Annotated in this window: 22 protein-coding genes; 13 read left to right on the top strand and 9 right to left on the bottom strand. The window is 73.9% G+C overall.

Annotated features, from left to right (window positions below; all coding sequences use genetic code 11):
• Window positions 1-44: 44 nt before the first annotated feature.
• Window positions 45-809 carry an SDR family oxidoreductase gene (locus AB0O01_RS01405; RefSeq protein ID WP_365309750.1) on the bottom strand — a complete coding sequence of 255 codons (765 nt, stop codon included), beginning with the start codon at window positions 807-809 and terminating at the stop codon, window positions 45-47.
• 202 nt (window positions 810-1,011) lie between these two features.
• Between AB0O01_RS01405 and AB0O01_RS01400 the strand changes: the two genes are divergently transcribed.
• The 7 genes from AB0O01_RS01400 to AB0O01_RS01370 all read left to right on the top strand — a co-directional run bounded on the left by AB0O01_RS01400 (window position 1,012) and on the right by AB0O01_RS01370 (window position 7,414).
• Window positions 1,012-1,437, top strand: coding sequence for a metalloregulator ArsR/SmtB family transcription factor (locus tag AB0O01_RS01400; RefSeq protein WP_365309748.1), 426 nt, complete (start codon window positions 1,012-1,014; stop codon window positions 1,435-1,437).
• 280 nt (window positions 1,438-1,717) lie between these two features.
• A complete protein-coding gene (locus AB0O01_RS01395; protein WP_365309745.1) occupies window positions 1,718-4,219 on the top strand; it encodes a nitrate- and nitrite sensing domain-containing protein in 2,502 nt (833 codons plus the stop codon).
• The gene (locus AB0O01_RS01390; RefSeq protein WP_365309743.1) at window positions 4,216-4,650 is read left to right on the top strand and encodes a roadblock/LC7 domain-containing protein; all 435 of its coding nucleotides are present in this window, start codon (window positions 4,216-4,218) and stop codon (window positions 4,648-4,650) included. The genes AB0O01_RS01395 and AB0O01_RS01390 overlap by 4 nt, the downstream gene beginning before the upstream one ends.
• Window positions 4,651-5,043 carry a DUF742 domain-containing protein gene (locus tag AB0O01_RS01385; protein WP_365309741.1) on the top strand — a complete coding sequence of 131 codons (393 nt, stop codon included), beginning with the start codon at window positions 4,651-4,653 and terminating at the stop codon, window positions 5,041-5,043.
• On the top strand, window positions 5,024-5,650 hold the full coding sequence (locus AB0O01_RS01380) for an ATP/GTP-binding protein (protein WP_365309739.1): 627 nt from the start codon (window positions 5,024-5,026) through the stop codon (window positions 5,648-5,650). The genes AB0O01_RS01385 and AB0O01_RS01380 overlap by 20 nt, the downstream gene beginning before the upstream one ends.
• Before the next feature lie 77 nt (window positions 5,651-5,727).
• Entirely contained in the window at window positions 5,728-6,423 is a 696-nt protein-coding gene (locus tag AB0O01_RS01375; RefSeq protein ID WP_365309737.1) for a HEAT repeat domain-containing protein, read from the top strand.
• Window positions 6,410-7,414 (top strand): HEAT repeat domain-containing protein, encoded by a 1,005-nt coding sequence (locus AB0O01_RS01370; RefSeq protein WP_365309735.1) that lies wholly within the window; start codon window positions 6,410-6,412, stop codon window positions 7,412-7,414. Before AB0O01_RS01375 ends, AB0O01_RS01370 begins: the two co-directional genes overlap by 14 nt.
• Before the next feature lie 60 nt (window positions 7,415-7,474).
• On the opposite strand, the gene AB0O01_RS01365 is transcribed toward AB0O01_RS01370, so the two are convergent.
• The 5 genes from AB0O01_RS01365 to AB0O01_RS01345 all read right to left on the bottom strand — a co-directional run bounded on the left by AB0O01_RS01365 (window position 7,475) and on the right by AB0O01_RS01345 (window position 11,274).
• Entirely contained in the window at window positions 7,475-7,999 is a 525-nt protein-coding gene (locus tag AB0O01_RS01365; protein ID WP_365309733.1) for an ATP-binding protein, read from the bottom strand.
• A 320-nt stretch (window positions 8,000-8,319) separates the two neighbouring features.
• Entirely contained in the window at window positions 8,320-9,042 is a 723-nt protein-coding gene (locus tag AB0O01_RS01360) for an alpha/beta hydrolase (RefSeq protein WP_365309731.1), read from the bottom strand.
• Between the two features lie 213 nt (window positions 9,043-9,255).
• Window positions 9,256-9,633, bottom strand: a complete 378-nt coding sequence (locus AB0O01_RS01355) for a toxin Doc (protein ID WP_365309729.1) — start codon at window positions 9,631-9,633, stop codon at window positions 9,256-9,258.
• Window positions 9,633-9,869: a hypothetical protein gene (locus tag AB0O01_RS01350; protein ID WP_365309727.1), complete on the bottom strand. Its 237-nt coding sequence runs from the start codon at window positions 9,867-9,869 to the stop codon at window positions 9,633-9,635. The genes AB0O01_RS01355 and AB0O01_RS01350 overlap by 1 nt, the downstream gene beginning before the upstream one ends.
• Window positions 9,870-9,987: 118 nt before the next feature.
• The gene (locus tag AB0O01_RS01345; RefSeq protein ID WP_365309725.1) at window positions 9,988-11,274 is read right to left on the bottom strand and encodes an MFS transporter; all 1,287 of its coding nucleotides are present in this window, start codon (window positions 11,272-11,274) and stop codon (window positions 9,988-9,990) included.
• 129 nt (window positions 11,275-11,403) lie between these two features.
• On the opposite strand from AB0O01_RS01345, the gene AB0O01_RS01340 reads away from it, so the two are divergent.
• Entirely contained in the window at window positions 11,404-12,192 is a 789-nt protein-coding gene (locus tag AB0O01_RS01340) for a TetR/AcrR family transcriptional regulator (protein ID WP_365309723.1), read from the top strand.
• Window positions 12,193-12,228: 36 nt separating this feature from the next.
• On the opposite strand, the gene AB0O01_RS01335 is transcribed toward AB0O01_RS01340, so the two are convergent.
• Window positions 12,229-15,618 (bottom strand): BTAD domain-containing putative transcriptional regulator, encoded by a 3,390-nt coding sequence (locus AB0O01_RS01335; RefSeq protein ID WP_365309721.1) that lies wholly within the window; start codon window positions 15,616-15,618, stop codon window positions 12,229-12,231.
• Window positions 15,619-15,859: 241 nt separating this feature from the next.
• Between AB0O01_RS01335 and AB0O01_RS01330 the strand changes: the two genes are divergently transcribed.
• The 4 genes from AB0O01_RS01330 (at window position 15,860) to AB0O01_RS01315 (ending at window position 19,344) form a co-directional block, all read left to right on the top strand.
• A complete protein-coding gene (locus tag AB0O01_RS01330; RefSeq protein ID WP_365309719.1) occupies window positions 15,860-16,684 on the top strand; it encodes an SDR family oxidoreductase in 825 nt (274 codons plus the stop codon).
• A gap of 69 nt (window positions 16,685-16,753) precedes the next feature.
• A complete protein-coding gene (locus AB0O01_RS01325) occupies window positions 16,754-17,401 on the top strand; it encodes an NAD(P)H oxidoreductase (RefSeq protein ID WP_365309717.1) in 648 nt (215 codons plus the stop codon).
• On the top strand, window positions 17,398-19,008 hold the full coding sequence (locus tag AB0O01_RS01320; protein WP_365309715.1) for an MFS transporter: 1,611 nt from the start codon (window positions 17,398-17,400) through the stop codon (window positions 19,006-19,008). The genes AB0O01_RS01325 and AB0O01_RS01320 overlap by 4 nt, the downstream gene beginning before the upstream one ends.
• 48 nt (window positions 19,009-19,056) lie before the next feature.
• The gene (locus AB0O01_RS01315; RefSeq protein ID WP_365309713.1) at window positions 19,057-19,344 is read left to right on the top strand and encodes a DUF4287 domain-containing protein; all 288 of its coding nucleotides are present in this window, start codon (window positions 19,057-19,059) and stop codon (window positions 19,342-19,344) included.
• A gap of 120 nt (window positions 19,345-19,464) precedes the next feature.
• On the opposite strand, the gene AB0O01_RS01310 is transcribed toward AB0O01_RS01315, so the two are convergent.
• Window positions 19,465-20,457 carry a sigma-70 family RNA polymerase sigma factor gene (locus tag AB0O01_RS01310; protein WP_365309711.1) on the bottom strand — a complete coding sequence of 331 codons (993 nt, stop codon included), beginning with the start codon at window positions 20,455-20,457 and terminating at the stop codon, window positions 19,465-19,467.
• Window positions 20,458-20,680: 223 nt separating this feature from the next.
• Here AB0O01_RS01310 and AB0O01_RS01305 point away from each other — a divergent pair, with 223 nt between their 5' ends.
• Window positions 20,681-21,454, top strand: a complete 774-nt coding sequence (locus AB0O01_RS01305) for a GNAT family N-acetyltransferase (RefSeq protein WP_365309709.1) — start codon at window positions 20,681-20,683, stop codon at window positions 21,452-21,454.
• A gap of 133 nt (window positions 21,455-21,587) precedes the next feature.
• Here the strand turns inward: AB0O01_RS01305 and AB0O01_RS01300 are convergent, their stop codons facing one another.
• Complete coding sequence (locus AB0O01_RS01300) at window positions 21,588-22,289, bottom strand: hypothetical protein (RefSeq protein ID WP_365309707.1); 702 nt, start codon at window positions 22,287-22,289, stop codon at window positions 21,588-21,590.
• Window positions 22,290-22,423: the final 134 nt, after the last annotated feature.

Here is a 22,423-nt window from a genome sequence, read left to right as displayed (position 1 = left end):
GGTGGGTCGGGGAAGGGCGGGGGACCGGCCCGGGTGGGGTGTGGCTAGGTCAGTTCCAGACCGCCGTCGATCGTGAGGATCTGACCGGTGAGCCAGGTGGTGGCGGGGTCGGCCAGACGGAGGATCCAGTCGGCGATCTCGTGCGGCTCGCCGCGGCGCCCGAGGGGGACGCGGTCGGCCTCGTCGCGCTTGATCCGGTCCACGACGCCTTCGGGCAGTCCGGCCGCGGCCAGCGCCTCACTCTCGGTCGGGCCGGGGGCGACGGCGTTGACCCGGATGCCGTCGGGGGCCAGTTCCAGGGCCCAGGCGCGGGTGAGCTGCTCCAGGGCCGCCTTGGACGCCCCGTAGTGCGCGGCGCCGGCCAGCGGGCGGTGTCCGTAGGTGCTGGAGACGTTCACGATGGTGCCCCGGCGCTTGCGCAGATGGGGGAGCGCGGCGGCGGCCAGCAGGCTGGGCGCGGTGACATTGAGGTCGAACAGGGCGGCGATGCCCTCGGCGGTCGTCCGGTCCAGGGGCATCATCCGGGTGGCGCCGGCGTTGTTGACCAGGGTGTCGAGGTGCCCCCACCGCTCGATCGCGGCATCGATCACACCCTGGGGTGTGTCCGGGTCACTCAGGTCGGCCGGGTGGGCGGCGATACGGGGGCGGTCGGCGGCGGTTTCCTCCAGGGCGTCCTTGCGGCGCCCGACGCCCAGCACCTGTGCCCCGGCGTCGGCGAAGGCATGCGCGGTGGCCCGGCCGATCCCGGAACCGGCTCCGGTGACGATGACGACCTGCCCGGTGAGATCGGCGGGTGGCGAGACAGCCATGAAACAGCTCCTAGTGCTCAGAGAGAGTGCTCGGGATGGTGCCCGATGCTCGATGCTTGGTGGTGCGATGCTTGGTGGTGCGGTGCTGGGTGTTGTGGTGCTGGGTGTTGTGGTGCTTGATGTGCGGTGCTTGATGCCCGACGTTCCGTTGCCGCAATGTTCGATGTTCGTGGAACGTCGAACGTCACGGTAGCATTGCCCCATGAGGAACGCGTGGCACCCCGAGCGGAACGAGATCGAGGTCCTGGCGGTGATGAACGCGCTCGCCGACCCGGTCCGGATAGGTCTGGTGCGCGTCCTGGCCGACGGCCGTGAACGCGGCTGGGGCGAGCTGCGGGCACCGGTCGCCAAATCCACCCTCAGTCACCACCTGAGCGCACTGCGCGACGCCGGTGTCACCCGCACCCGCCAGGAAGGCACCCGCTGCTACGTGGAGCTGCGCCGCGACGACCTCGACGCGCGCTTCCCCGGCCTGCTGACCGCCGTACTGAAGGCGGCGGCGGACGGCGATGTCGGCGCCGATGTCGGCCTGGCCGAGGACACCTCCCCCGGCCCGGACACCCCCGGCGCCGCGTCGACCGAACTGTGCGCACCGCCCCGGAAGCGGCGCGCCCGCCCGGCCCCGTGACCGGCGCGCGAAGGGCCACGTGAGTCGGTGCTCGACAGGCCCCTTGCTCGACGCACGACCGACGCCGTGACCGGCGCTCGACGAACCCCTCGGTCGGCGCTCGGTAGGTCCACAATCACCCGAGTCATGCCAAGTACGGTGCGTCCCAGCCGGATTCACAGGAAGCGATCGACTCAGGTGGTGCGGAGATCGCCCACCCAGTCGATAGGCTCCCCCCTGTCATGACTCGGACACCGCTGCCGGGCATGGCTCCGTCATCACTCATCCGCCGGGGACCACTGTGCCACTCCACGCACGACGAACCACACGCGCCGAGAACCGCCGGACGGCACAAGAGGCGGCCCCCGAGCGCCGGTTGTCACTGCGGACGATCCTCTTCGCGCTGGCTCTCGTGCCCTGCCTCGCCCTGGTCGCCCTCGGTGCCACCAACTCGGCCCAGCACTACGAGGACTGGCGCCGGGTCAAGGAGCGGCACGAGGCCGCGCTGCTCTTCAACCGGCCCCTGTTCACCCTCTTCTCCGCCGTCCAGGCGGAACGCCGCCTGACCTCGATCGAGCTGGCGGAACCCCAGGCCGACCCGTCCGGGATGACCCGTCAGCGCGAGCGGACCGACGCCGCCGTGGACGCCATCGACGCCCTGTCCGGCTCCGTGCCGACGGAACTCGACGCGTTGTTCCGGCAGCTCGAAGCGGGGTACCGGGAGCTACCCGCCTACCGTGCCGCCCTGGACGACGGGTCCGCCGACCCGGAGCAGACGTTCAACGACTACACCACCATCATCACCTCGGAACTGGAGCTGCTGGAAGGCTTCAGCAACGTCGGCATCGGCGAACAGGCCATCCTCTCCCGGCCGGCCTTCGACGCCCAGTGGGGACTGGAGATGATCGCCCGGGAGGACGCGATCATCGCCGCGGGCGCCGCGAGCGGCGGGCTCACCGGCGGCCAGCGCTTCCAGCTCGCCAGCGCCATCGGCGCCCAGAAACACATCTACGACGACAAGGTCGTGCCGCAACTGCCCGCCCCGCGCGCCGAGGCGTATGACGACGTGCGGGGCGGTGCCGACTGGGAGCGGAAGGTCGACATCGAGACCGCACTCCTCAGCACCGAGGACGCGGACCGGACCGGCCGCACCCCCGTGCCCGCCCCGGTCGGCGAGGAGTGGCAGCAGGTCCTCGGCGAGATCGGGCCCGAGCTGGAGCAGGCCGGCTACGCCCACGCCGCGGACATCGAGGCCAGCACCGACGCCCAGCTCGACAGCCTGATGACGAAGGTGACCGTCAATGTCGCCGTGAGTGTCGCCGCCGTCCTGCTGATGCTTCTCTTCACGCTGCGCCTCACCGGCATCCTGCGCCGCCGGATCTTCGCGCTCCGCACCGAGGCCCTGGAACTCCAGACCAGACTGCCCGGCCTCGCGGAGCGACTGCGCCGGGGCGAGAAGGCCGACCCCGACACCGAACTCCCCGAGGTCCGCCACGGCGACGACGAACTCGGCCAGCTCGGCCAGGCCCTCAACCAGGCCCGCGCCACCTCCCTGGAGACCGCCGTACGCGAGGTCGAGCTGTACCGCGGCTTCGAGCGGCTGCTGCAACGCATCGCCCGGCGCACCCAACTCCTCATCGGTATGCAGCTCAAGCGCCTCGGTGAGATGCAGCGGCAGCACGAGGACCCCGCGGTCCTCGAAGGGCTCTTCGACCTCGACCACCTGGCGGCCCGGCTGCGCCGCTACGAGGAGAACCTCGTCATCCTCGGCAACGGAACGCCGCAGCGCCGCTGGCGCAGGCCCGTGCTCCTGCTCGACATCCTGCGCTCGGCGCAGGGCGAAGTGCAGGACTACCGCCGCATCCGGATCGACACCGACGGTGAGGCATGGCTGTCCGAACGTGCCGTCGGCCCGCTGGCGCACGTCCTCGCGGAGCTGATGGAGAACGCGGTCTCCTTCTCCAGGCCGCCGACCCCGGTCGAGGTACGGGCGTCCCAGGTGGGGCACGGCGTCGCGATCGAGATCGAGGACCGCGGCATGGGCATGGACCCCGAGCAGTACGCCGAGGCCAACGCCCTGATGGCCGACCCGCCCCGGATGGATGTGATGTCCCGCGCCGACGACGCCCGGCTGGGCCTGTACGTCGTGGCCCGGCTCTCCGCCAACCTGGGCCTCAAGGTGGAGCTGCGCCGCTCGTCCTTCGGCGGTACCCGGGTCGTCGTCCTGGTGCCCGGGGAACTGATCACCGACGGTGGACCGCCGTCCGAGGAGATCCCGCCCGGCGCCGCCGAAGCCTTCCCCGACCAGCTCGCGCTGCACGGCACAGCCAGCCGGGCGGCCGACCCCGGCGACCCCCTGCACGGCACAGCAGGCCGGGCCGCCGACCCCGGCGACCCCCGGTGGCAGCGGCCCGGCGACCGGGAACCGCCCACCCGCCCCCTCGTCGGTGCCTGGGCCGATCCACCGGCCCGCCCCACCCCGCCCCCGCCGACACCCCAGCCCCCGCCCCCGCCCACCGGGCAGGAGCCCCAGCCGCTGCCCCGGCGGGTCCGGCAGGCCAGCCTCGCCACCGAACTCCGCCGGCCCCCACCGCCGTACCCCGAGGCACAGCGCCCCGAGGCACAGCGCACGGACCCGGGCACGGTTCCGCCGCTGCCCCGCCGTACCGGCGCCCGTTCCGGTGCCACCCTCGGGGCCTTCCAGCGCCAGTCCCGGACGGCCCGGCTCAGGCCCGCCCCCGATTCCCGACCCAACCACCCGGCACCGGGCCCCGAGGGGACCCGGAAGGAAGACGAACGATGACTCTGCGAACCACCGCCACCAACTCCGACCTCGACTGGCTGCTCGACCGTCTGGTCGACCAGGTTCCGGGCACCCGGAACGCCGTGGTGCTGTCCGACGACGGACTGGTCGTCAGCCAGTCCAGCACCATCGCCCGGGTCGACGCCGAACGCCTGGCCGCCATCGCCACCGGTCAGCAGAGCCTGGCGCGCGGCATCGGCGAGGTGTTCGGCGGTGGCGCCGTCCACCAGGTCATCGTCGAACTGGACGCGCTGTGGCTGTTCATCAGCTCCGCCGGCCGCGGCACCCATCTCGCGGTCGTCGCGGACCAGGAGGTGGACGCCGAGGTGATGGCGGTGGCGATGGACACCCTCGTCCAGCAGGTGGGCCAGCATCTGGGGACCGAGGTGCGGATCGCCCAGGGGTATGCGCGGGAGCCGGGGGAGGCGTGAGTGAGACACTGGGCCGACGCGGCGGCGGATGCCGATGACGCGGAGGAGAGCCTGGTCAGGCCCTACACGATCACCCAGGGCCGGACGGCCTCGGTACGGGACGACCTCACTCTCATCACCGTGATCGCCACCGTCGCCGGGCCCGGCGACCCGCAGACCGACCGCGGTCTGCAACCCGAGCACCGGCTGATCCTCAGACAGTGCCGCACCCCCGTCGCACTCGCCGAGGTCTCCGCCCTCCTGAGACAGCCCATCGCGGTCACCAAGATCCTCGTCGCCGATCTGCTCGGCCTCGGACGGGTGGTGGTCCGGCCGCCGCTCACGGTCGTGAGGGGCGAGGAACCCGACATGATTCTTCTTCAGGCGGTGAAGGATGCCCTACTCAGACTCTGACGACCCGCGGCCCGGGGGTCCCGCCGCGGACACCGGCACGATCGCGGCACCCGCCGCCGTGAAGATCCTCGTCGCGGGCGGTTTCGGCGTCGGCAAGACCACCATGGTCGGCGCCGTCAGCGAGATCCCGCCCCTGCACACGGAGGAGCAACTCACCGTCGCCGGACTCGGCGTGGACGACCTCGACGGGGTGGAGGACAAGACCACCACGACCGTGGCACTGGACTTCGGCCGGATCACCGTCACCTCCGATCTCGTGCTGTACCTCTTCGGCACCCCCGGCCAGGAACGCTTCTGGTTCATGTGGAACGACCTGGTGCAGGGCGCCCTCGGCGCGATCGTCCTCGCCGACACCCGGCGGCTGGCGAGCAGCTTCGCGTCGATCGACTTCTTCGAGAGCCGCCGCGTCCCGTTCGTGGTCGGCGTCAACTGCTTCCACGGACTCCAGGACCGCACCGTGCCCGAGGTGCGGGAGGCACTCGACCTCGACCCGCACGTCCCCGTCGTCATGGGCGACCTGCGGGACCGACGGGCCGGCCGGGATCTGCTGCTCGCCCTGGTCGACCGGCTGATGGCGGGCCGGGCACCGCTCCCGACCCGCCGCTGACGACCTCCGGTGCCCTCGGCGCCACTTGACCTTGACACCGTGACAAGGTCTTCACTGCTGCCCAGGAGGTGGTCCCGATGACCCTGACCACGACCGGACCGGCAGAGGTGGCGAGAGCGCTCAAGGCGCTGAGCGACGACCGTGCGTCGGTGCGGCTGCGGGCCGCACTGGCGGTCGGCACCGCACCCGACCCCCGCTTCGTCGCCGCACTCGTCGAGCGGTGCGCGATCGAGCCCGAGTTCTTCGTCCGCGACATGCTCACCTGGGCCCTCACCCGCCACCCGGTGACCCTGACGCTCCCCGAGGTGCTCCGCGCGGTCCGCTCGGAGCACACCCGGGCCCGCAGCCAGGCGCTGCACACCCTGTCCAAGCTCGGGGACCGGCGGGCGTGGCCGGCGATCACCCGGGCCCTGCTGACCGACCCCGACGACGAGGTGGCGCGGAGCGCCTGGCGGGCGGCGGTCGTGCTCGTGCCGGAGGGCGAGGAGGGCGCCCTGGCCGCCGCGCTGGCCACCCAGCTCGGACGCGGTGGCCGCGAGACGCGGCTGAGCCTCAGCCAGGCGCTGACCGCGCTGGGCGAGCGGATCGTCCCCGCCCTGGAGGCGGCGACGGCATCCCCCGACCCGGGCGTCCGCGCCCACGCCCTCGCCACCCGGCGGCTGCTGCGCGACCCGGACGCCGGGTTCGAAGCGGCGATCGAGGAGGCCAAGCGGATCGTGGCGCTCGCCGGGGCCCCCGGGGCGGACGATGATGAGTCCCGTGCTGATCGGTGAGGTGGAGAGACGGTCCGGGGTGAGCGCCCGCATGCTCCGGCACTACGAGTCGCTCGGCCTGGTACGGCCCTCGGGCCGCACGGGCTCCGGCTACCGCGAGTACTCCGCGCGGGACATCCGGCGGATCTTCCACATCGAGAGCCTGCGGTCGCTGGGCCTGTCGCTGCGGGAGATCGGACGGGCGCTCGACGACCCCGGATTCACCCCCTCGGCACTCGTGGACGACCTCATCCGCCAGACCCGCGACCGCATCGCCGCCGAGACCGAACTGCTCACCCGGCTGCGCCGGATCGACGCCGCGGACCCCGCCGACTGGCCGGACGTCCTCCAGGTCGTCGCGCTCCTCCAGGCACTGGGCTCACCGGACGCCGACGCCCGGCAGCGCGCGGCCCTCGCCTCGGGCGACGGGCTGCCGGTACCGGTGGAGGCCCTGGTCGAGGCGGCCCTCGGGGAGACGGACCCGCATGTCGCCGGAGCCCTGCGCTGGGCGCTGGCGCGCGCGGGCGAGGACGCCCCGGCCCTGCTCGCGGAGGGGCTGGACGCACCCGTGGCGGCGGTGCGCGAGCGGGCCGTGCGGTCCCTCGCCGAACTCTCCGGCGACGAGGCGACCGCGCGTCTGCAAGACGCCCTCGCCCACCCCGACGCCGCGGTGCGCGGGCACGCGGCCCTGGCCCTCGGGACCCGGGGAGCGGCCGAAGCGGTCCCGGTCCTCATCGACATGATCGTGGCGGGCACGAACGACACCGACGCCGCCGACGCCCTGAGCGGGCTGGTGGGCGACACCGCGACGGCCGACCGGATCGTGACCGCGATGGCCGACCGCCTCACCCACCCCACCACCCGGGCTCCCGCCCGCGGACGGCTGACCCAGGCACTCGCGGGCATCCCCGGCACGACGGCGGCCCGGGCCCTCACGGACCTGACCCACGACGACGACCCTGCCGTTGCGCTGACCGCCGCGTACCTTCTCCAACTCCGCGACGAACGGTGACAGATCGGCGAGGGCGGTGGACCTGTCCCGGACGGGCGGCGGCCCCGTCCCGGACACCGCTCACCCCGCCACGGCCTCCGCGATCCGCCGCGCGGCCTGCGCCGGGGTGAGATGCGTGGTGTCGACGACCTCGGCCTCGGCGTGCAGCCAGGTGCGGGCCGCCTCGGCGTAGGGCTCGAGGTACTGGAGCCGGAAGGGGGAGTCGGGGCCGAGCACCGTGTCACCCGCGATCCGGGCACGGAGGGTGTCCTGATCGGCGTGGAGAACGAAATGCCGGACCGGGATGCCGTACCGGGCGAGGCCCGAGCCGATCTCACGCCAGTACTCCTCGACCAGGACGGTCATCGGCATCACCAGGGTGCCGCCCGTGTAGTCGAGGACATGCCGGGCCGTCTCGACCACGAGGGGCCGCCACGGCGGCCAGTCCTGGAAGTTGCCCGTCCCGGGCAGCCCCGGCGTGATGTCCATGAGCGTCTCGCCGACCTTCTCGGCGTCGAACACCCGTGAATCCGGGATCAGTTGCCGCACCAGCGCACTCGTGGTCGTCTTGCCCGCACCGTGCGTGCCGTTGAGCCATACGATCATGCGCTCGACGCTAGCAACACGGGGGGCCGCAGGACCAGGCACGACAGCCACCGCCGGCCGAGGGGCCGGACGGACCCTGCTGACCGTCGCCCCGCGACGGGCTGGACCGACCTGCTGGCCGCAGCCCCCCCGAGGGGCCGGACCGGCCTGCCGACCGTCGCCCGCAGACGGGCCGGACCGGCCCGCTGACCGCCGCCCGATCACAGCCCGGACCGGCCCGCTGACCGCCGCGCCCCGCGCGGGCGGCGACCGCCCGGCCACTGCCCGGCCACTGCCCAGCCATCGCCCGGCCGCCGCCCGCGCACCGCCCCGGCAGGCGCCTACGTCAGGTGCCGGGCGAAGAAGCGGTTCGCGTCGTCCACCTCGAACCACGGGGTGCCCGTGTGCCCGCCCGGATTGGCGTGCAGGGTCTTCTCCCGGCTGCCGAAGGCGTCGAACAGATCCAGTGCCCGCCGGCGGGGGTTGCCCTCGTCGTCCCACTGGAGCAGGAACAGCAGCGGGACGCCGACCCGCCGGGCCTCCGCGCGCTGGACGCGGGGCACATACCCCCCGGCGAAGAACCCGGCGGCGGCGATGCGCGGCTCGGTCACCGCGAGACGGATCCCGAGGGCGGCCCACCCCGAGTATCCGACCGGGCCGCCGATCCCGGGCTGTGCGAGGAGGGCGTCCAGGGTGGCCCGCCACTCCGGTGCCGCCCCCTCGACCAGCGGGCCGACGAGGGACTCGAAGAGTTCGTCGACCGGTTCACCCGCCCGCATCGCCCGGCCCAGATCGGCGCGGGCCTGTTCGTCGGCGGCGGAAAGCGGCCGGTCGCCGCACCCGGCGGCGTCGATGGAAGCCACCGCGAAGCCGTACGCCGCGCAGTGCCGGGCCCGTGCCACCAGCCGGGGCTGGGCCTTGGGCAGGCCGTTGTTGTGGGCCATGAGGATCAGCGGGACGGGGGCGGTGGAGCCGGGGGTCCACAGGGTGCCGGGGGTCTCACCGAGGGTGAATTCGCGTTCGAGGACACCGGAGTCGAGGTGCTGCCGTGAAGTGAAGCGCATCGTCGTGCCTTTCGGGAGCGCGCTGGAACGGCGCTCCCGGACGACCTATCGCCCGACCGTGACCCCGGAGGGGAGCACCCATGTCGATACTGTGTCCACGGGTACCACCTCCTCGCTCTCTCGCACGGCCCCCGGGAGGCCAGCAGGGCCCCGGCGCGGCCCGCGACGGATTTCCCCCGAACGGCCCGGTCCGATGCGGAGCCGCCGGCGAGGTCAGACTCTCCAGGCCCGCAGCGCCTCGGCGACCGTGTAGACGGTCAGTCGGGTGTCCCGCACCTTCCGCACCAGGTCGGACAGGGCACCGTAGGGCGGATCGATGCCTTCCCCCGACTGGTCCATGTACTGGGCGGCCACGAACGCGGCGAAGAGGCCGTTGCGGTGGGGGAGGGGTTCGAGGCGCACGATGCTGTGCAGCAGCGCCGCCGCGCGCCAGGCGGTGTCCGGATCGGAGGCGTGCAGGGTCGGCATCCGCGTCTTGTGCCGGGCGACGGCGGCCACCAGCGCCGAGTAGTCGGAGACCGTCACATCGTCCGGCCCGAGGGCGGCCTCCTGGACATCCAGCAGCCAGGAGACATCGATGTGGAGCACCATCAGGCCGCCGCGGCGCTGCCGCGCCCTGACGGGGGGATCTCCTCGGGGAACGCCTCGTCGAACTCGCCGCGCAGCCGGTCGGCCCAGGCGGCGGCCCCGGCGACGAACTGCTTGCGGTGGCTCTCCCGTACGCCGAGGTCGTGCAGATACTGCTTGAGGCTCTTGCCCTCCGCCGCGGCGGAGGCGCGGACGCCCTCCATCTCTTCGTCGGAGAAGGACACGTTCAGTGATGGCATGGCGGGGATGGTACCTGATTGGTGCCAGATGTGTCAGGGGCATCGGTGCGACCGGGACCGTCGTACGGCCTGCCCCGCGGCGGGTCGCGGAAGGGGCCGCCGTGCCGGGGTTCCGGGGTCATGGCTCGGGCTTCGGCGTCGGCGCGGAGGCCGGTGGGGGTACGTCGGCCACGCCCACCTTCCCCACCGCGCGGGGCGCGACCCCGGCTCCGGCCAGCAGCAGGGCGGCGATACCGAGGCAGGAGACGGTCCAGTCGGCCGTGTCGTAGAGCGTGCCGCCCAGCAGGGCGCCGATCAGCGCGCCCAGCAGGCCCGCCGATTCGTAGACGCCCATCCCGCGCCCGCCCCGCTCGCCGGACGCCTCCGTGATCACCGCCTGCTGGACGGGGACGACCGCCGCCCAGGCGAGTCCGCTGAGGATCCACAGCACGGCGATCACATAGGGGTTCGGCGCCCAGGCGAGGTTGGCGGCGAAGGCGGCGCCGGCGAGCGGGGCGACGGTCAGGATCCGTCTCCGGCCGAACCGTACGACCCAGGTGTGCAGCCGCTCGGCGGCGACGCTCATCGCGATGGCGCCGGGCAGGAAGACATAGGCCACACCCAGGGCGTCGAGTCCGAAGGTGCGCTGGAGGTGGAGGAGCAGGAGGAGGGAGAGGGCGGCCTCCGCCGTCATGGTGAACACGGCGGCGACGAGCACGGGCCGCAGACGGCGCCCCACGGCACCGAGCCCTGAGCCGCCCTGCCCCTCGCGCCCCTGCCCCTCGCGCCCCCGCGCCCCGCCTGCCCGCTCCCGGCGCGGCGCCGACGCCAGTACCCCGGCCGCCAGCGCGCAGGCCGCGGCGCAGGCCCAGAAGACGCCGTCGTAGTCGATCCTTCCCAGCAGGGTCAGCCCGGCGAAGAAGGCGACCCAGGTGCCTGTTTCCTGCGCGGAGAACAGTTTCGCGAAGGCCGCGGAGTCGTCGCTCAGGCCCTCGCCGACGATGGCGCGGAGCGCGACCCAGAGCAGCGCGCCCCCGGCCCCGCCGACCACCGCGGCGGCATAGGCGCCCGCCGCACCCGGGGTCACCGCGTACCCCGCCGCGGACACCCCGTACAGCAGGGCGCCCACCGCGGCGACGGAGCGGCGTTCGCGGGTGTCGGCCAGTACGCCCGCGAGGGGGCGGGCGACGACCGAGACGGCCATCTCCACGGCGAGCAGGACGCCGGTCTCGGTGGGGCTCAGCCCCAGGGCGGCCCCGGCCCAGAGGGGGAGGAGGAAGTCCAGGAGTTCGTTGGGGCCGTTGGTGAGTGTGGCGGCGCGCAGGGCGCGTTCGGCGCGGCGTCGGCGCGCGTGGGGGGTGGTGGCGCCAGGGGCGGCGGGGGTGGTGTCGATGGGACTCCTCCAGTTCCGGTCCAGATGCGACACTTAAAACTCCGAACAGTGTTCAAGATAAGTCCGAACGGTAGTCGGAGTTAGGGTGTGCGCACAACCGGGTGTGGCGCGGTATCGGGAAGGTGCGCGCTTCACCGGGTGAAGTGAGGGAGAGGTCCGGGCATGGTGGTGGAGCGGGGCGCTGCCGGGGACGCGCGGGCGCGGGCGCTGGCGCTGCTGTGGGATCAGGACCGGCGCGGCGCCAGGGGGCCCGCACGGGGGCTGACGTTGGATCAGATCGTGGGCGCGGCGATCGAGCTGGCGCGGCGGGACGGTACGGCCGCGCTGTCCCTGCGCCGGGTGGCGGGCCACCTCGGAGTCGCCGCCGCCTCCCTCTACACCTACGTCCCCGGCCGGGCCGAGCTGGAGGCCCTGATGATCGACGCCGTCGCCGTCACCGGACCGCTGCCGCACGAGTGGCCCGGCGACTGGCGGGCGAAACTGGAGGCCACGGCACGGGCCGAGTGGCGGGATCTGCGCGACGACCCCTGGGTCCTCGAACTGAGCGGCGCCGAGCAGGTCCCGGGGCCGAACATGATGCGCTGGCTGGACTCCGCCCTGCGGATCTTCGACGGTGTCGCCCTCGGCGAACCGCGGAAACTGGCCGCGATCGAGTCCGTCGACGCGTATGTGCGCGGCGCGGCCCGGCTCCAGCGGGACTCCGCCGCAACGGCGGCCGGGGCCACCGAGGGCGAGGGCGAGAGCGAGGGTGGCGAGGGGGACGGGGGCGGCGAGGGGCTCGACGCGTCGCGCGAGCGGGACCAGGAACTCGGCCGACTGGTCGACTTCAGCCGCTTCCCGGCGCTCGGCCGGGCCCTCGCGGCGGGCGCGGTGCCCTACGCGCGGGGGCAGTTCGACTTCGGGTTGCAGCGCCTGCTGGACGGCATCGAGGGTCTCATCGGGAAGCCGTAGCCACCAAGACCGGTACCGCTCACCATCCGGTGCCGCTCACCGTCCGGCGTCGGCCGCCTCGGCGACCGCCTGCTGCGGCGTCAGGTCCCCGCCCCGGCCGAAGGCCCGCTCCCACGCCGCGGTGTCGAGCCCCGCCCGGATCCGGGCCGTCGCCCGGTCGGCATCGCCGCTCTCGGCGGGCGGCAGCGGGGCCCCGGTGGAGCGGCGGGCCGCGTCGGCGGCGCCGAGCAGCAGTGCGGCGGTGCGCAGGGCGTCCGGTGCGGCGGTGAGGGTGTGCGCGGCGGCCATGCCCTCCAGGGCGAGCGCGAGGGCGCGCGGGTCGCCGGTGGTCAGGGCGGTCGTGTAGCCCTGCCGCTGCCGGTCGAGTGCTCCGGCCGCGTCCCCGCGCAGTTCGGCGACGAAGCCCAGTTCCGCGTGGATCAGGGCGTTCGAGCCGTCGAGTCCCACGTCCCGGTGCCACTGGAGGACGGCGTGCAGATGGGTCTCGGCCTCGTCCAGGCGGCCCGCGCGGCGGGCGGTGAGCGCCAGGCCGAGGCGGGCGTTGATCTCGCCCGCCCGGAAGCCGATCTCGACGGCCGCGCGCCGGGCCTGTTCATGGTGGGTGCGCGAGGCGTCCAGGTCACCGGTGAGCAGCGCCGCCCGGCCCAGCCCGGCGAGCAGATCGACCGCCTGCGGTGAGGTCCCGAACCGCCGGGCCACCTCCAGCCCGGCCCGCCACAGCCCCGCCGCGCCGACGTAGTCGCCGTGGATCTCCGCGAGCGACGCCCTCGGATACACCGTCCACAGCCCGGCGCAGGCGTCACCGAGCCGGTCGAACAGCTCGGCCGCCCGGTCCGCGTCCCGCCCGGCGTCCGTGAGTGCGCCCTGGAGCAGCCGCTGTGTCGCACGGTCGGCGAGGGCGGCGGCCTCGCCCCAGAGGTCGCCGCGCCGCCGGAACCCGGCCAGGGCCCGGCCGGTCAGCGCCTCGCCCTCGGCGATGTTCCCGGTCCCGGCCAGCGCGTGACCGAGGAACCAGCGGGCCCGGTCCGGACTCCCGCCGTCCGGCACGCCGCCGCCCGGCACCGCCGCTCCCTCGCACGCCAGGCCGTCGGCAGCTCCGTACGCCGTTTCGTGGGCAGCTTCGTAGGCCGTTTGGTAGGCCGTTTGGTAGGTCGCTTGGTAGGTCGTCACCGCTGCCTCGATGCGGGCCGCCCGGTCGGTTCCGTCGCCTGTGAGGACGGTGAGGCCGGTGCGCCAGACGCCGACGCGGGCGCGCAGCACCGGGTCCCCGCCGGGCCCGGCGAGCGCGGCGGTCGCGGACCGCAGGCCCTCGCCGAGCCGGCCGCGCAGGATCCAGTACCAGGCGAGCGCGTCGACCAGCAGCAGCGCGTCCGGCGAACCCCGGTGCACGGCGGTGTCGAGGGCCGTACGGAGATTGGCGCCGTCGGCGTCGAGCCGGTGCAGCGCGGGCAACTGGCCGGGGCCGCGCAGCCGGGGTTCGGCGGCGACGGCCAGTTCGCGGTAGTGGGCGAGATGCCGGTCCTGGACGGACGTACGCTCTCCGGCTTCGTCCAGGCGCTGGAGGCAGTACGCGGCGACGGATTCCAGCAGCCGGTAGCGGGAGCCGTCGGGCGCGGCCGTCACCAGGGAGCGGTCGATGAGGCGGGCGAGGATCCCGAGGACGTCCTCGGCGGCCACCTCACCGCCCGCGCACACCGCTTCGGCGGCCTCCAGGGTGCAGCCCTCGGCGTGCGCGGCCAGCCGCCGCAGTACCGCCCGCTCCGGATCGGTCAGCAGCTCCCAGCTCCAGTCGATCATCGCGCGGAGCGTCTGCTGCCGGGCGGGGGCGCCGCGCGACCCGGCGGTGAGCAGCCGGAAGCGGTCGTCCAGGCGCTCCAGCAGCCGGTGCACCCCGAGGGCGCGCACGCGGGTCGCGGCCAGTTCCAGGGCGAGCGGGATGCCGTCCAGGCGGCGGCAGACGGCCTCGGCGGCGGCCCGGTTGGAGTCGTCGAGCACGAAGCCGGGTGCCGCGGCGGCGGCCCGCGCCGCGAAGAGTTCCAGCGCCCCGGCGGGCGCGAGCGGCGGCACCGACCACAGGGTCTCCCCGGCCAGTGCCAGGGGTTCCTGGCTGGTCGTCAGCACGGTCAGACCCGGCACCGCGCGCAGCAGCCGTTCGACCAGGGCGGCGGCCTCGTCCACGACGTGCTCGCAGTTGTCGAGCACCAGCAGCAGACGGCGGTCGGCGAGCGCCGTCGCCAGCCGTCCGGCGGCCCCGGGGTCGGGCTCACCCGGCGGGCGCTGCCCCCAGGTCCCGTCGTCGCGCAGCCCGAGCGCGAGGGCGGTGGTCTCGGCCAGGGCGGCGGTGGCGGTGGTGGTCTCGGGCAGGGTGGCGGCCCCGGCGGGCCCTCGGTCGGTCCCGGCCAGCTCCACCAGCCACTCGCCGTCCGGGTATGTCCCGCCCAGCGCCGCCACCACGGCCAGCGCGAGCCGGGTCTTGCCGACACCGCCGGGGCCGGTGAGCGTGACCAGGCGCCGCTCGGCGAGGAGCCGGGTCAGGTCGGCGACCGCCTCCTCGCGCCCGACGAGGGGGGTGAGCGGGGGAGCGGGGAGGTTGGTGCGGGGTGGGGTGGGGGACTGGGCGGGTGCCTTCGCCGGTGGGAGGGGCTCCCCCTGGGGTGGCGTGCCGGGCCGGGCAGGGGCGTCCAGCGCCGGGTCCTGGCGGAGCATCGCGGTGTGCAGGGCGGCCAGGGCCGGGCTGGGGTCGAGGCCCAGTTCGCCGGAGAGACGGTGGCGCAGCTCCTCGTACCCGGCGAGGGCCTCGCCCTGGCGGCCCACCCGGTACAGGGCCCGGAACTGCACCGCCCGCAACCGCTCCCGCAGGGGATGCCGGGCGATCAGTTCGCCGAGGTCGGCGAGGAGGGCGGTGTCGTCGCCGAGTTCCAGCCGGGTCTCGGCGAGCAGTTCCTCGGCGGCGAGGCGTTCCTCGTCGAGCCGGGTCACGGCCGCGCGGGCGAAGGGCTCGTCGGCGAAGTCAGCGAGGGCGGGCCCGCGCCACAGCGCCAGGGCCTCGGTCAGGGTCCCGGCGCGGACGGTGCCGGGTTCGGTGCGGGCGCGGGCGACGAGGCCGGTGAAGCGGTGGGCGTCCAGGGAGCCGGGGGTGAGGGTGAGCGCGTAGCCGGGGGCGCGGGTGACGACCAGTTCGCGGGCGCCGGGTTCCGCCGAGTCGAGGGCGGCGCGCAACTGGGAGACCTTGGCCTGGAGGGCGCGGGCCGGGTTGCCGGGGGGTTCGTCGCCCCACAGGTCGTCGATCAGCCGGGCGGTCGCCACCGGGCGCCCCGCGTGCGCGAGCAGCGAGGCGAGCAGGGCCCGCACCTTCAGCTCGGGCACCCGCACGGGCACCCCGGCGCCGTCCCACACGGCTGTCTCGCCCAGCACCCCGAATCGCATGGCGATCACCGTAACCCGGGGCGGTGCCGCGGTTGCCCCCTTTTCCGCCCCCGACCTGCCCCGAACACCCTCCGAACCCCGCCCCATGCACCCCCCGAACCCTGCCCCGAACATCCCCCGGACCTCACCCGAACACCATCCGAGCCGAACCCGAAGCGACGGCCCGCAAGGTGTGGGTCAGCGGACGGAAACGCCCTCCGCACCGCACCACCCGACGGCACATCCCAGCGAGGAGACCCCGATGACCACCACCGCCACCACCACCGCCACGACTCCTACCCCCGCCTCCGCCTCCACCCCCACCCTCACCTCCGTCCCCCGGCGTCTGACCGGAAGGACCGCTCTCGTCACCGGCGCCAGCCGTGGCATCGGACGGGCCATCGCCGAGCGGCTGGCCGCCGAGGGCGCCCGGGTCGGGGTGCACTACGCCACCAACGAACGCGCCGCCAAGGAGACCGTGGCCGTCATCGAGGCCGCGGGCGGCACCGCCTTCGCCTTCGCCGCCGAACTGGGCGCACCCGGCGACGCGGACGCGCTGTGGGCCGGGTTCGACGCCCACGCCGACGGCCTGGACATCCTGGTCAACAACGCCGGCGTGGTCGGCGCCGGACAGATCCACGAGGTCGCCGAGGCCGAGTACGACCGGGTGTTCGCGGTCAACGCCAAGGCCCCGTTCTTCATCATCCAGAAGGGACTGACCCGGCTGCGCGACGGCGGACGCATCGTCAACATCTCCTCGGGCGTCACCAAGACCGCCTTCCCGAGCATGACACCGTACGCCGCCGCCAAGGGCGCGATAGAGGTGCTGACCCTGACGCTCGCGCAGACCCTGGGCTCGCGCGGCATCACGGTCAACGCGGTCTCCCCGGGCACCATCGAGACCGACATCCACCCATGGCTGGCCGACCCGGCGGCCCGTGCCCACGCCGCGGCGTACTCCGTCTTCGACCGGGTGGGCCGACCTGACGACGTGGCCGACGTGGTGGCCTTCCTCGCCTCCCCCGACGCCCGCTGGGTGACCGGACAGAACATCGACGCCAGCGGCGGCTCCGGCCTCGGCATCTGACCCGCGCGCCCCCTTGCCCTTCCCCTTCCCCTTCCTCCCGCTCAGCCCCAGCCCTCTGGAGGTGCTGTCATGTCCCGCACGCTGATGGTCGTGGCCCATCCCCGGCCCGACTCCCTGACCGCGCAGGTGGCGGCCCATCTGGAGGCCCGGATCCGGGACGGGGGCGGCACGGTCGACGTCCTCGACCTCTACGCCGATGGATTCGACCCGCGCACCTACCCCGCCGACGAACCCGACTGGACCCGCCGCGACAAGCGCTACTCGGACGAGGTGCACGCCCATATGGACCGGATCCTGGCCGCCGACGACCTCCTGGTCGTCTTCCCGGTGTGGTGGTACTCGCTGCCCGCCGTGCTCAAGGGCTGGGTGGACCGCGTCTGGAACTACGGCTTCGCCTACGGCCGCAGCGCCCCCAAGCTGGCCGGGAAGCGGATGCTGTGGCTGGGCCTGGCGGGCGGCACCGCCGAACAGTACGCGCACACCGGCCTGGACCGGGCCATGGACATCCAACTGCGCGTCGGCATCTCGGAGTTCAGCGGCATCACCGCGTCGGCGGTACGGCTGCTGCACGGCACCGAGATGACCGGTGTCCCCGCTCATCTGCGGCCCACCAGGGTCCGCGCCACCCTCGCCGACGCCGACGCGGCCCGCCGGGAGACCCTCGGCGCCCGCCCCGCGCCCGCCCCCACCGCACCCCTGCTGGAGGTGACGTCATGAACGACGTCCCGATGAACGACGACCTGCCCACGGCCACGACCTCCCGCGCCGGAGCCCGCCAATGGCTCGGCCTCGCGCTCCTCCTCCTGCCCGTCACCCTCATGACCGCCGACCTCGGCGTGCTCTGGCTCGCCACCCCCTACCTCACCGCCGACCTCCTGCCCAGTGGCACCGAGGTGCTGTGGATCACCGACATCTACGGTCTGCTCACCGCCGGGACGCTGGTCATCATGGGCACCCTCGGCGACCGGGTCGGGCGGCGCAGACTGCTGCTGATCGGCTCGGCCGGGTTCGTGGTCGCCTCCGTGGTCGCGGCGTACGCCCAGGACCCGGGCACGCTCATCGCCGCGCGGGCCGTGCTCGGGGTGGCGGGGGCGGCCGTACTGCCCTCGACGCTCTCCCTGATCAGCCATATGTTCACCGACCCCCGGCAGCGGGCGACGGCCATCGCGATGTGGGTCACCGCGCTGTCGACGGGTCTGGCAGCCGGGCCCATCGTGGGCGGTGTCCTGCTGGAGCGGTGGTGGTGGGGCTCGGTCTTCCTGATCGGTGTGCCGGTGATGCTGCCGGTCCTGCTGGCCGCGCCGGTCCTGCTGCCCGAGTACCGGGACCCGAGGCCGGGCCGGCTCGATCTGCCGAGCGTGGCACTGTTCCTGACGGCGGTGCTGCCGCTGGTGTACGCGGTCAAGAAGATCGCCGAGCACGGTCCGAACGGTCCGGCGGCGCTGTCCGCGGCGGTGGGCGCGGCGGCGGTCACGGCCTTCGTCCGCCGCCAGAACCGGCTCGCCCAACCCCTGCTGGACCTGGCGCTGTTCCGTCGCCGGGAGTTCACCGGGGCCCTGCTCGTCCTGCTGCTGGGCATGACCGCGCTGAACGGCGTCGAGTATCTGGTGCCGCAGTACCTCCAGGCGGTGGGCGGGTTGTCACCGCTGGAGGCCGGGCTGTGGCTGGTGCCGGGCGCGGCGGGGCTGGTGGCGGGTTCCCAACTGACTCCGCCGCTGGCCCGCAGGACCCGCCCGGCGTGGGTGCTGGTGGCGGGGCTGGCGGTCTCGCTGGCCGGCTACGCCGTGCTCATGGTGGCGACGGGGGTGGTGGCGACCTCGCTGGCGCTCACGGTGGTGATGTTCGGCGTCGCCCCGATCAGCGTCCTCGGTACGACCCTCGCGGTGGGCGCGGCCCCGGCCCCCAAGGCGGGCGCCGCCGCCGCGACCGGCCAGACGGCGTACGACCTCGGACTGGCCCTCGGGATCGCGGTCACCGGCAGTCTGGCGGCGGCGGTGTACCGCGACCGTATGCCGGACGACGCCCCCGCCGGGGCGCGGGACACGGTGGGCGCCGCGCTCGCCGCGGCCCGGCGGCTCACCGACCCCGACCGGGCGGCGGCCCTCGCGGACACGGCCCGCGCCGCCTTCACCTCGGGCCTCCAGACCGCGGCGGCGGCCAGCGCCGTCCTGGCGGTCGCGACGGCGGTGCTGGCCGGGTGGCTGCTCCGCCATGTACCGCCGATCAGCGCGGCGGAGAAGGAAGCGGCGGAGGAGGTGACAGCAGCGGACGGCGACCAGGTACCGGCCCCGACCCCCGCACCCACACCTACCCGCACACCCTGAAGAGACCTGAAGAGACCTGAAGAGAGCAGAAGAGAGCGGAGAGACATCATGTCGTTCCAGGCGTATCTGGACACCATTGAGGACAAGACCGGCCTGACCCCGCGCGAGTTCATCGCGCTGGCCCACGAACGCGGTTACGACGACCCGGCCGTCAAGGCGGGCACCGTCCTGGCCTGGCTCAAGGAGGAGTACGGGCTGGGCCGGGGTCACGGGATGGCCCTGGTCCATGTGATCAAGAAGGGCCCGAAGATCGACGCGAAGCATGTGGGGACCGGCGGTTCGCACAGCGACGAGTCGGACACCTTGTGGCTGGACGGGAAGGACAACCGTCCCTGAAACCCGGGGCCCTTGGACCCGTGAACCTGTGAACCCTTGAACCCGTGAACTCATGAATCCTTGAGCCCCGATCGCCGGGGAGCGCCCAGTACGTCATGGTCGCTCCCCGGCGGCGGTGCGTCACAGGGCGGGCAGCATCTCGATGGCCTGCACCGGCCGGGGATGGAACAGCCGCAGTCCCCGCACCCGCCCCCCGGCGTCGAGGGACATGAGCCAGGCCACGGAGGGCGGACAGTGCTCGGGGTGGGCGGCCGGGTTGAGGATGTCCATCTCCCAGATGGTCAGCGACCGCCCCGCGACGGCGTTGACCAGGCGCTGGCGCACACCGTCCGCGATGTCGCCGTCCATGGCGCGGACCAGGATGTCCCGGTCGCCGATCCGGTCCTTCCCCCGGAGCAGGGCGACTTCGGGTGACCAGCGCTCGGTGACCAGGGTGCCGAAACGCCCCCGCTCGGCGGCGTCGAGCGTCTCACGGGCCTCGAAGCGGCTGGCGCGGACCCGCCGCGCGGTGTCGGAGTGCCCGGTCTCGGCGTTGGCGGCCAGGGCGGCGGCGAGCTTGACCCGCCCCAGGCTCAGCCGGCTGCGTACCGTACCGACCGGCACTCCGCACACCTTCGCGATCTGCTCGTAGGAGGTGACCTGCTCGGTGAAGTGGCGCAGCACCAAAGGCATCCGCAGGGCCGGGGACAGTTCCTCCAGCGCCTCCCACATCCAGTCCCGCAGGGCGTTGCGCTCCAGCCAGCGGGCCGGATCCGCCTCCTCGTCCGGCGGCAGGCGGATGTCGTCCAGCGGGTCCAGGACCGCGGATCTGCGGAGCACGTTCCGGGAGGCGTTGCGCACGATCATGCGCAGCCACGCCCCGACGGATCCCGGTTCCCGTACCCCGTCGATCCGCCGCAGCGCGGTCAGTGCCGCGTCCTGCATCACGTCGTCGGCGTCCGCGCCCGGCCCCAGGATGCTCAGCGCCACCGCCCGCATCCCCGCCCGGTGCCGCTCCAGCAGCAGCCCCAGCGCGGCGACTTCACCGGCCTGCGCGGCACGGGTCAGCGCCGCGTCCTCCAGCCGCTCGGCCTCGGCGACGGCCCCGACGACGGCTTCGGCCTCTCCCCACATCACGGATCCCTCAAGGAGTCGGTGACAGTCGTACCCGACGTGTCGTAGCCAACGTATCGCGCTGGGCCGCCCTGCACCCCGTGCTCCCGTGCCTCCGCCGGCATCGTCCCCCCGGCTCCGGATGTGACGCCTCTCACATGATCTGAAGCGAACTTCCCGCCGCCACCACCGTCCTGCCCGTACCCCCTACAGGACGCGACAGCGGAAACGGACAGGTGAACGTGTGAACAGCAACGAGACCGAGCAGTCAGCCCTCGAACCGCTGCTCGCCAACTGCCGGGCCTACTGGCTCGGCTGGGGAACCTCCGAGAGCACCCACGGCGAACTCACCTACTACCGCACCGGACTCGCCGACGGCCAGCTCAACGGCGTTCTGCGGCTGACCGGCACCGAGCAGATGGAACAGGCCGTCAGCCACGCCACCGGCCGGATGGCCGGGCTCCCCTGGATGTGGTGGGTGGGACCGGACAGCGCCCCGGACACGGCGCGGCGGCTCGGCGACCACGGAGCCGTCCGGCTCGGCGCCGCACCGGTCATGGCCGTCCGCCTCGACCGCCTCGCCCCCGCCCCGGGACCGGCGGACCTGAAGATCGAGACGGTCGAGGACGCCGACGCGCTGCACGAGTGGGTGCGGGCGTTCCTCACCGCGTTCGACGTGACCCCGGACATCATCGACGACGTGGCACGCCTTGAGGCGGAACGCCCGGACGCACCCCGGATCACCCGCTTCGCCGGCCGCCGCGACGGCCGCATCGTGGGCACCTCCCTGCTCTACGAAGCCCATGGAGTCGCGGGCCTCTACGTCGTGAGCACCGACCCCGACCACCGTCGCCAGGGCATCGGAACCGCCCTCAGCACGGCGGCACTCACGGCGGGCCGCGAGCGCGGGCTGACCGTCGGCACCCTCCAGGCCACCCCGCTCGGCGCCCTCGTCTACCCGCACATGGGGTTCGAGACGGTGGCCGAGTACGACCTCTTCGGCCTGCCCACCGGCTGAGGCCCACGGAAGCCGAAGCCGAAGCCGAAGCTGAAGCCGAAGCTGAAGCCGAAGCCGACGTGCGGCAGGGGCGGCCCGACCGGCGCCCGGCAGGGGGTGGTGGCGCCCGGGAGCCGGGTCCGGGGGCGGCGGTTCAGGCGGGGCTCAGGACCGTGAGCCACTCCGCCTCCCGGGGCCGGTACCCGTAGCTGTCCCACAGCCCCGAGACGACCGCCGGGACATGGCGGGCCCCGTAGACGACGGCGACCCGGATCGGCTCGGCGGCGCGCTCCGCGTGGATCTCGCCGAGCGCGTCGAGGAGCCGCCGGTCGCGCCGGTCGGTCAGCGCGTGCTCGACGGGATCGTCGGCCAGCATCTCCGCGCGCGGGGTCGACGGGAGGTCTTCGACGGCCAGATCCTCGTTGAGGAAGGCGCGCGGCCCGCGCAGCGCGATCACCAGGCCCAGCACCGGGGCCACGGCCATGAGCGCCGGATACGTCCACCGGGAGACGCTCTTGAGGTCCTCGACCGCCTCCGCCGCCGTCACATCGGGGTTGATGACCGGGACGCCTTCGGGAAGCAGCAGGTCGTCGCGCTGCTCCTGGAGCCCGTTGCGCCGCCGCCGCGGTGCGAACCGGTAGCCGAGGGTGAGCGCCCTCAGGCCGAACGACTTCCCCCGGACGCCCTCCAGCACGATGAGATCGCAGTCCGTCAGCCGGAGGCGGACCTGGGAGTAGAACGTCGGTGAAGCGGCGTGCAGCATGGGGAAGATCACGAACTCAAGTGGCGTCCCGGGCCGCCTCATCGTGATCACGGCCGATCGGACGGCGTACCCGGTCACCTCGACGATCTGCACGGCTCCCCCCGGAACTCCGACCGGTCTGCGTTCACTTGTCCCGGAACACGAGTCCGCGCAGGGCCCCGGTTCCCGCCCGGCGGAACCGAACACCGAGCGCCGAACACCGAGCGCCGAGCGTCGCGCGTCGAGCG

Source organism: Streptomyces sp. NPDC093252, from assembly GCF_040683675.1.
In the GTDB taxonomy this organism is placed as follows: Bacteria; Actinomycetota; Actinomycetes; order Streptomycetales; family Streptomycetaceae; genus Streptomyces.
This window is presented reverse-complemented; position numbering and strand designations above follow the sequence as displayed.

What these genes read in the sequence shown, in the direction of transcription:
- AB0O01_RS01405 (WP_365309750.1), bottom strand. Translation starts at nt 809, where the DNA reads ATGGCTGTCTCGCCACCCGCCGATCTCACCGGGCAGGTCGTCATCGTC.
- AB0O01_RS01400 (WP_365309748.1), top strand. Translation starts at nt 1,012, where the DNA reads ATGAGGAACGCGTGGCACCCCGAGCGGAACGAGATCGAGGTCCTGGCG.
- AB0O01_RS01390 (WP_365309743.1), top strand. Translation starts at nt 4,216, where the DNA reads ATGACTCTGCGAACCACCGCCACCAACTCCGACCTCGACTGGCTGCTC.
- AB0O01_RS01380 (WP_365309739.1), top strand. Translation starts at nt 5,024, where the DNA reads ATGCCCTACTCAGACTCTGACGACCCGCGGCCCGGGGGTCCCGCCGCG.
- AB0O01_RS01375 (WP_365309737.1), top strand. Translation starts at nt 5,728, where the DNA reads ATGACCCTGACCACGACCGGACCGGCAGAGGTGGCGAGAGCGCTCAAG.
- AB0O01_RS01365 (WP_365309733.1), bottom strand. Translation starts at nt 7,999, where the DNA reads ATGATCGTATGGCTCAACGGCACGCACGGTGCGGGCAAGACGACCACG.
- AB0O01_RS01360 (WP_365309731.1), bottom strand. Translation starts at nt 9,042, where the DNA reads ATGCGCTTCACTTCACGGCAGCACCTCGACTCCGGTGTCCTCGAACGC.
- AB0O01_RS01355 (WP_365309729.1), bottom strand. Translation starts at nt 9,633, where the DNA reads ATGGTGCTCCACATCGATGTCTCCTGGCTGCTGGATGTCCAGGAGGCC.
- AB0O01_RS01350 (WP_365309727.1), bottom strand. Translation starts at nt 9,869, where the DNA reads ATGCCATCACTGAACGTGTCCTTCTCCGACGAAGAGATGGAGGGCGTC.
- AB0O01_RS01340 (WP_365309723.1), top strand. Translation starts at nt 11,404, where the DNA reads ATGGTGGTGGAGCGGGGCGCTGCCGGGGACGCGCGGGCGCGGGCGCTG.
- AB0O01_RS01335 (WP_365309721.1), bottom strand. Translation starts at nt 15,618, where the DNA reads ATGCGATTCGGGGTGCTGGGCGAGACAGCCGTGTGGGACGGCGCCGGG.
- AB0O01_RS01330 (WP_365309719.1), top strand. Translation starts at nt 15,860, where the DNA reads ATGACCACCACCGCCACCACCACCGCCACGACTCCTACCCCCGCCTCC.
- AB0O01_RS01325 (WP_365309717.1), top strand. Translation starts at nt 16,754, where the DNA reads ATGTCCCGCACGCTGATGGTCGTGGCCCATCCCCGGCCCGACTCCCTG.
- AB0O01_RS01320 (WP_365309715.1), top strand. Translation starts at nt 17,398, where the DNA reads ATGAACGACGTCCCGATGAACGACGACCTGCCCACGGCCACGACCTCC.
- AB0O01_RS01315 (WP_365309713.1), top strand. Translation starts at nt 19,057, where the DNA reads ATGTCGTTCCAGGCGTATCTGGACACCATTGAGGACAAGACCGGCCTG.
- AB0O01_RS01310 (WP_365309711.1), bottom strand. Translation starts at nt 20,457, where the DNA reads ATGTGGGGAGAGGCCGAAGCCGTCGTCGGGGCCGTCGCCGAGGCCGAG.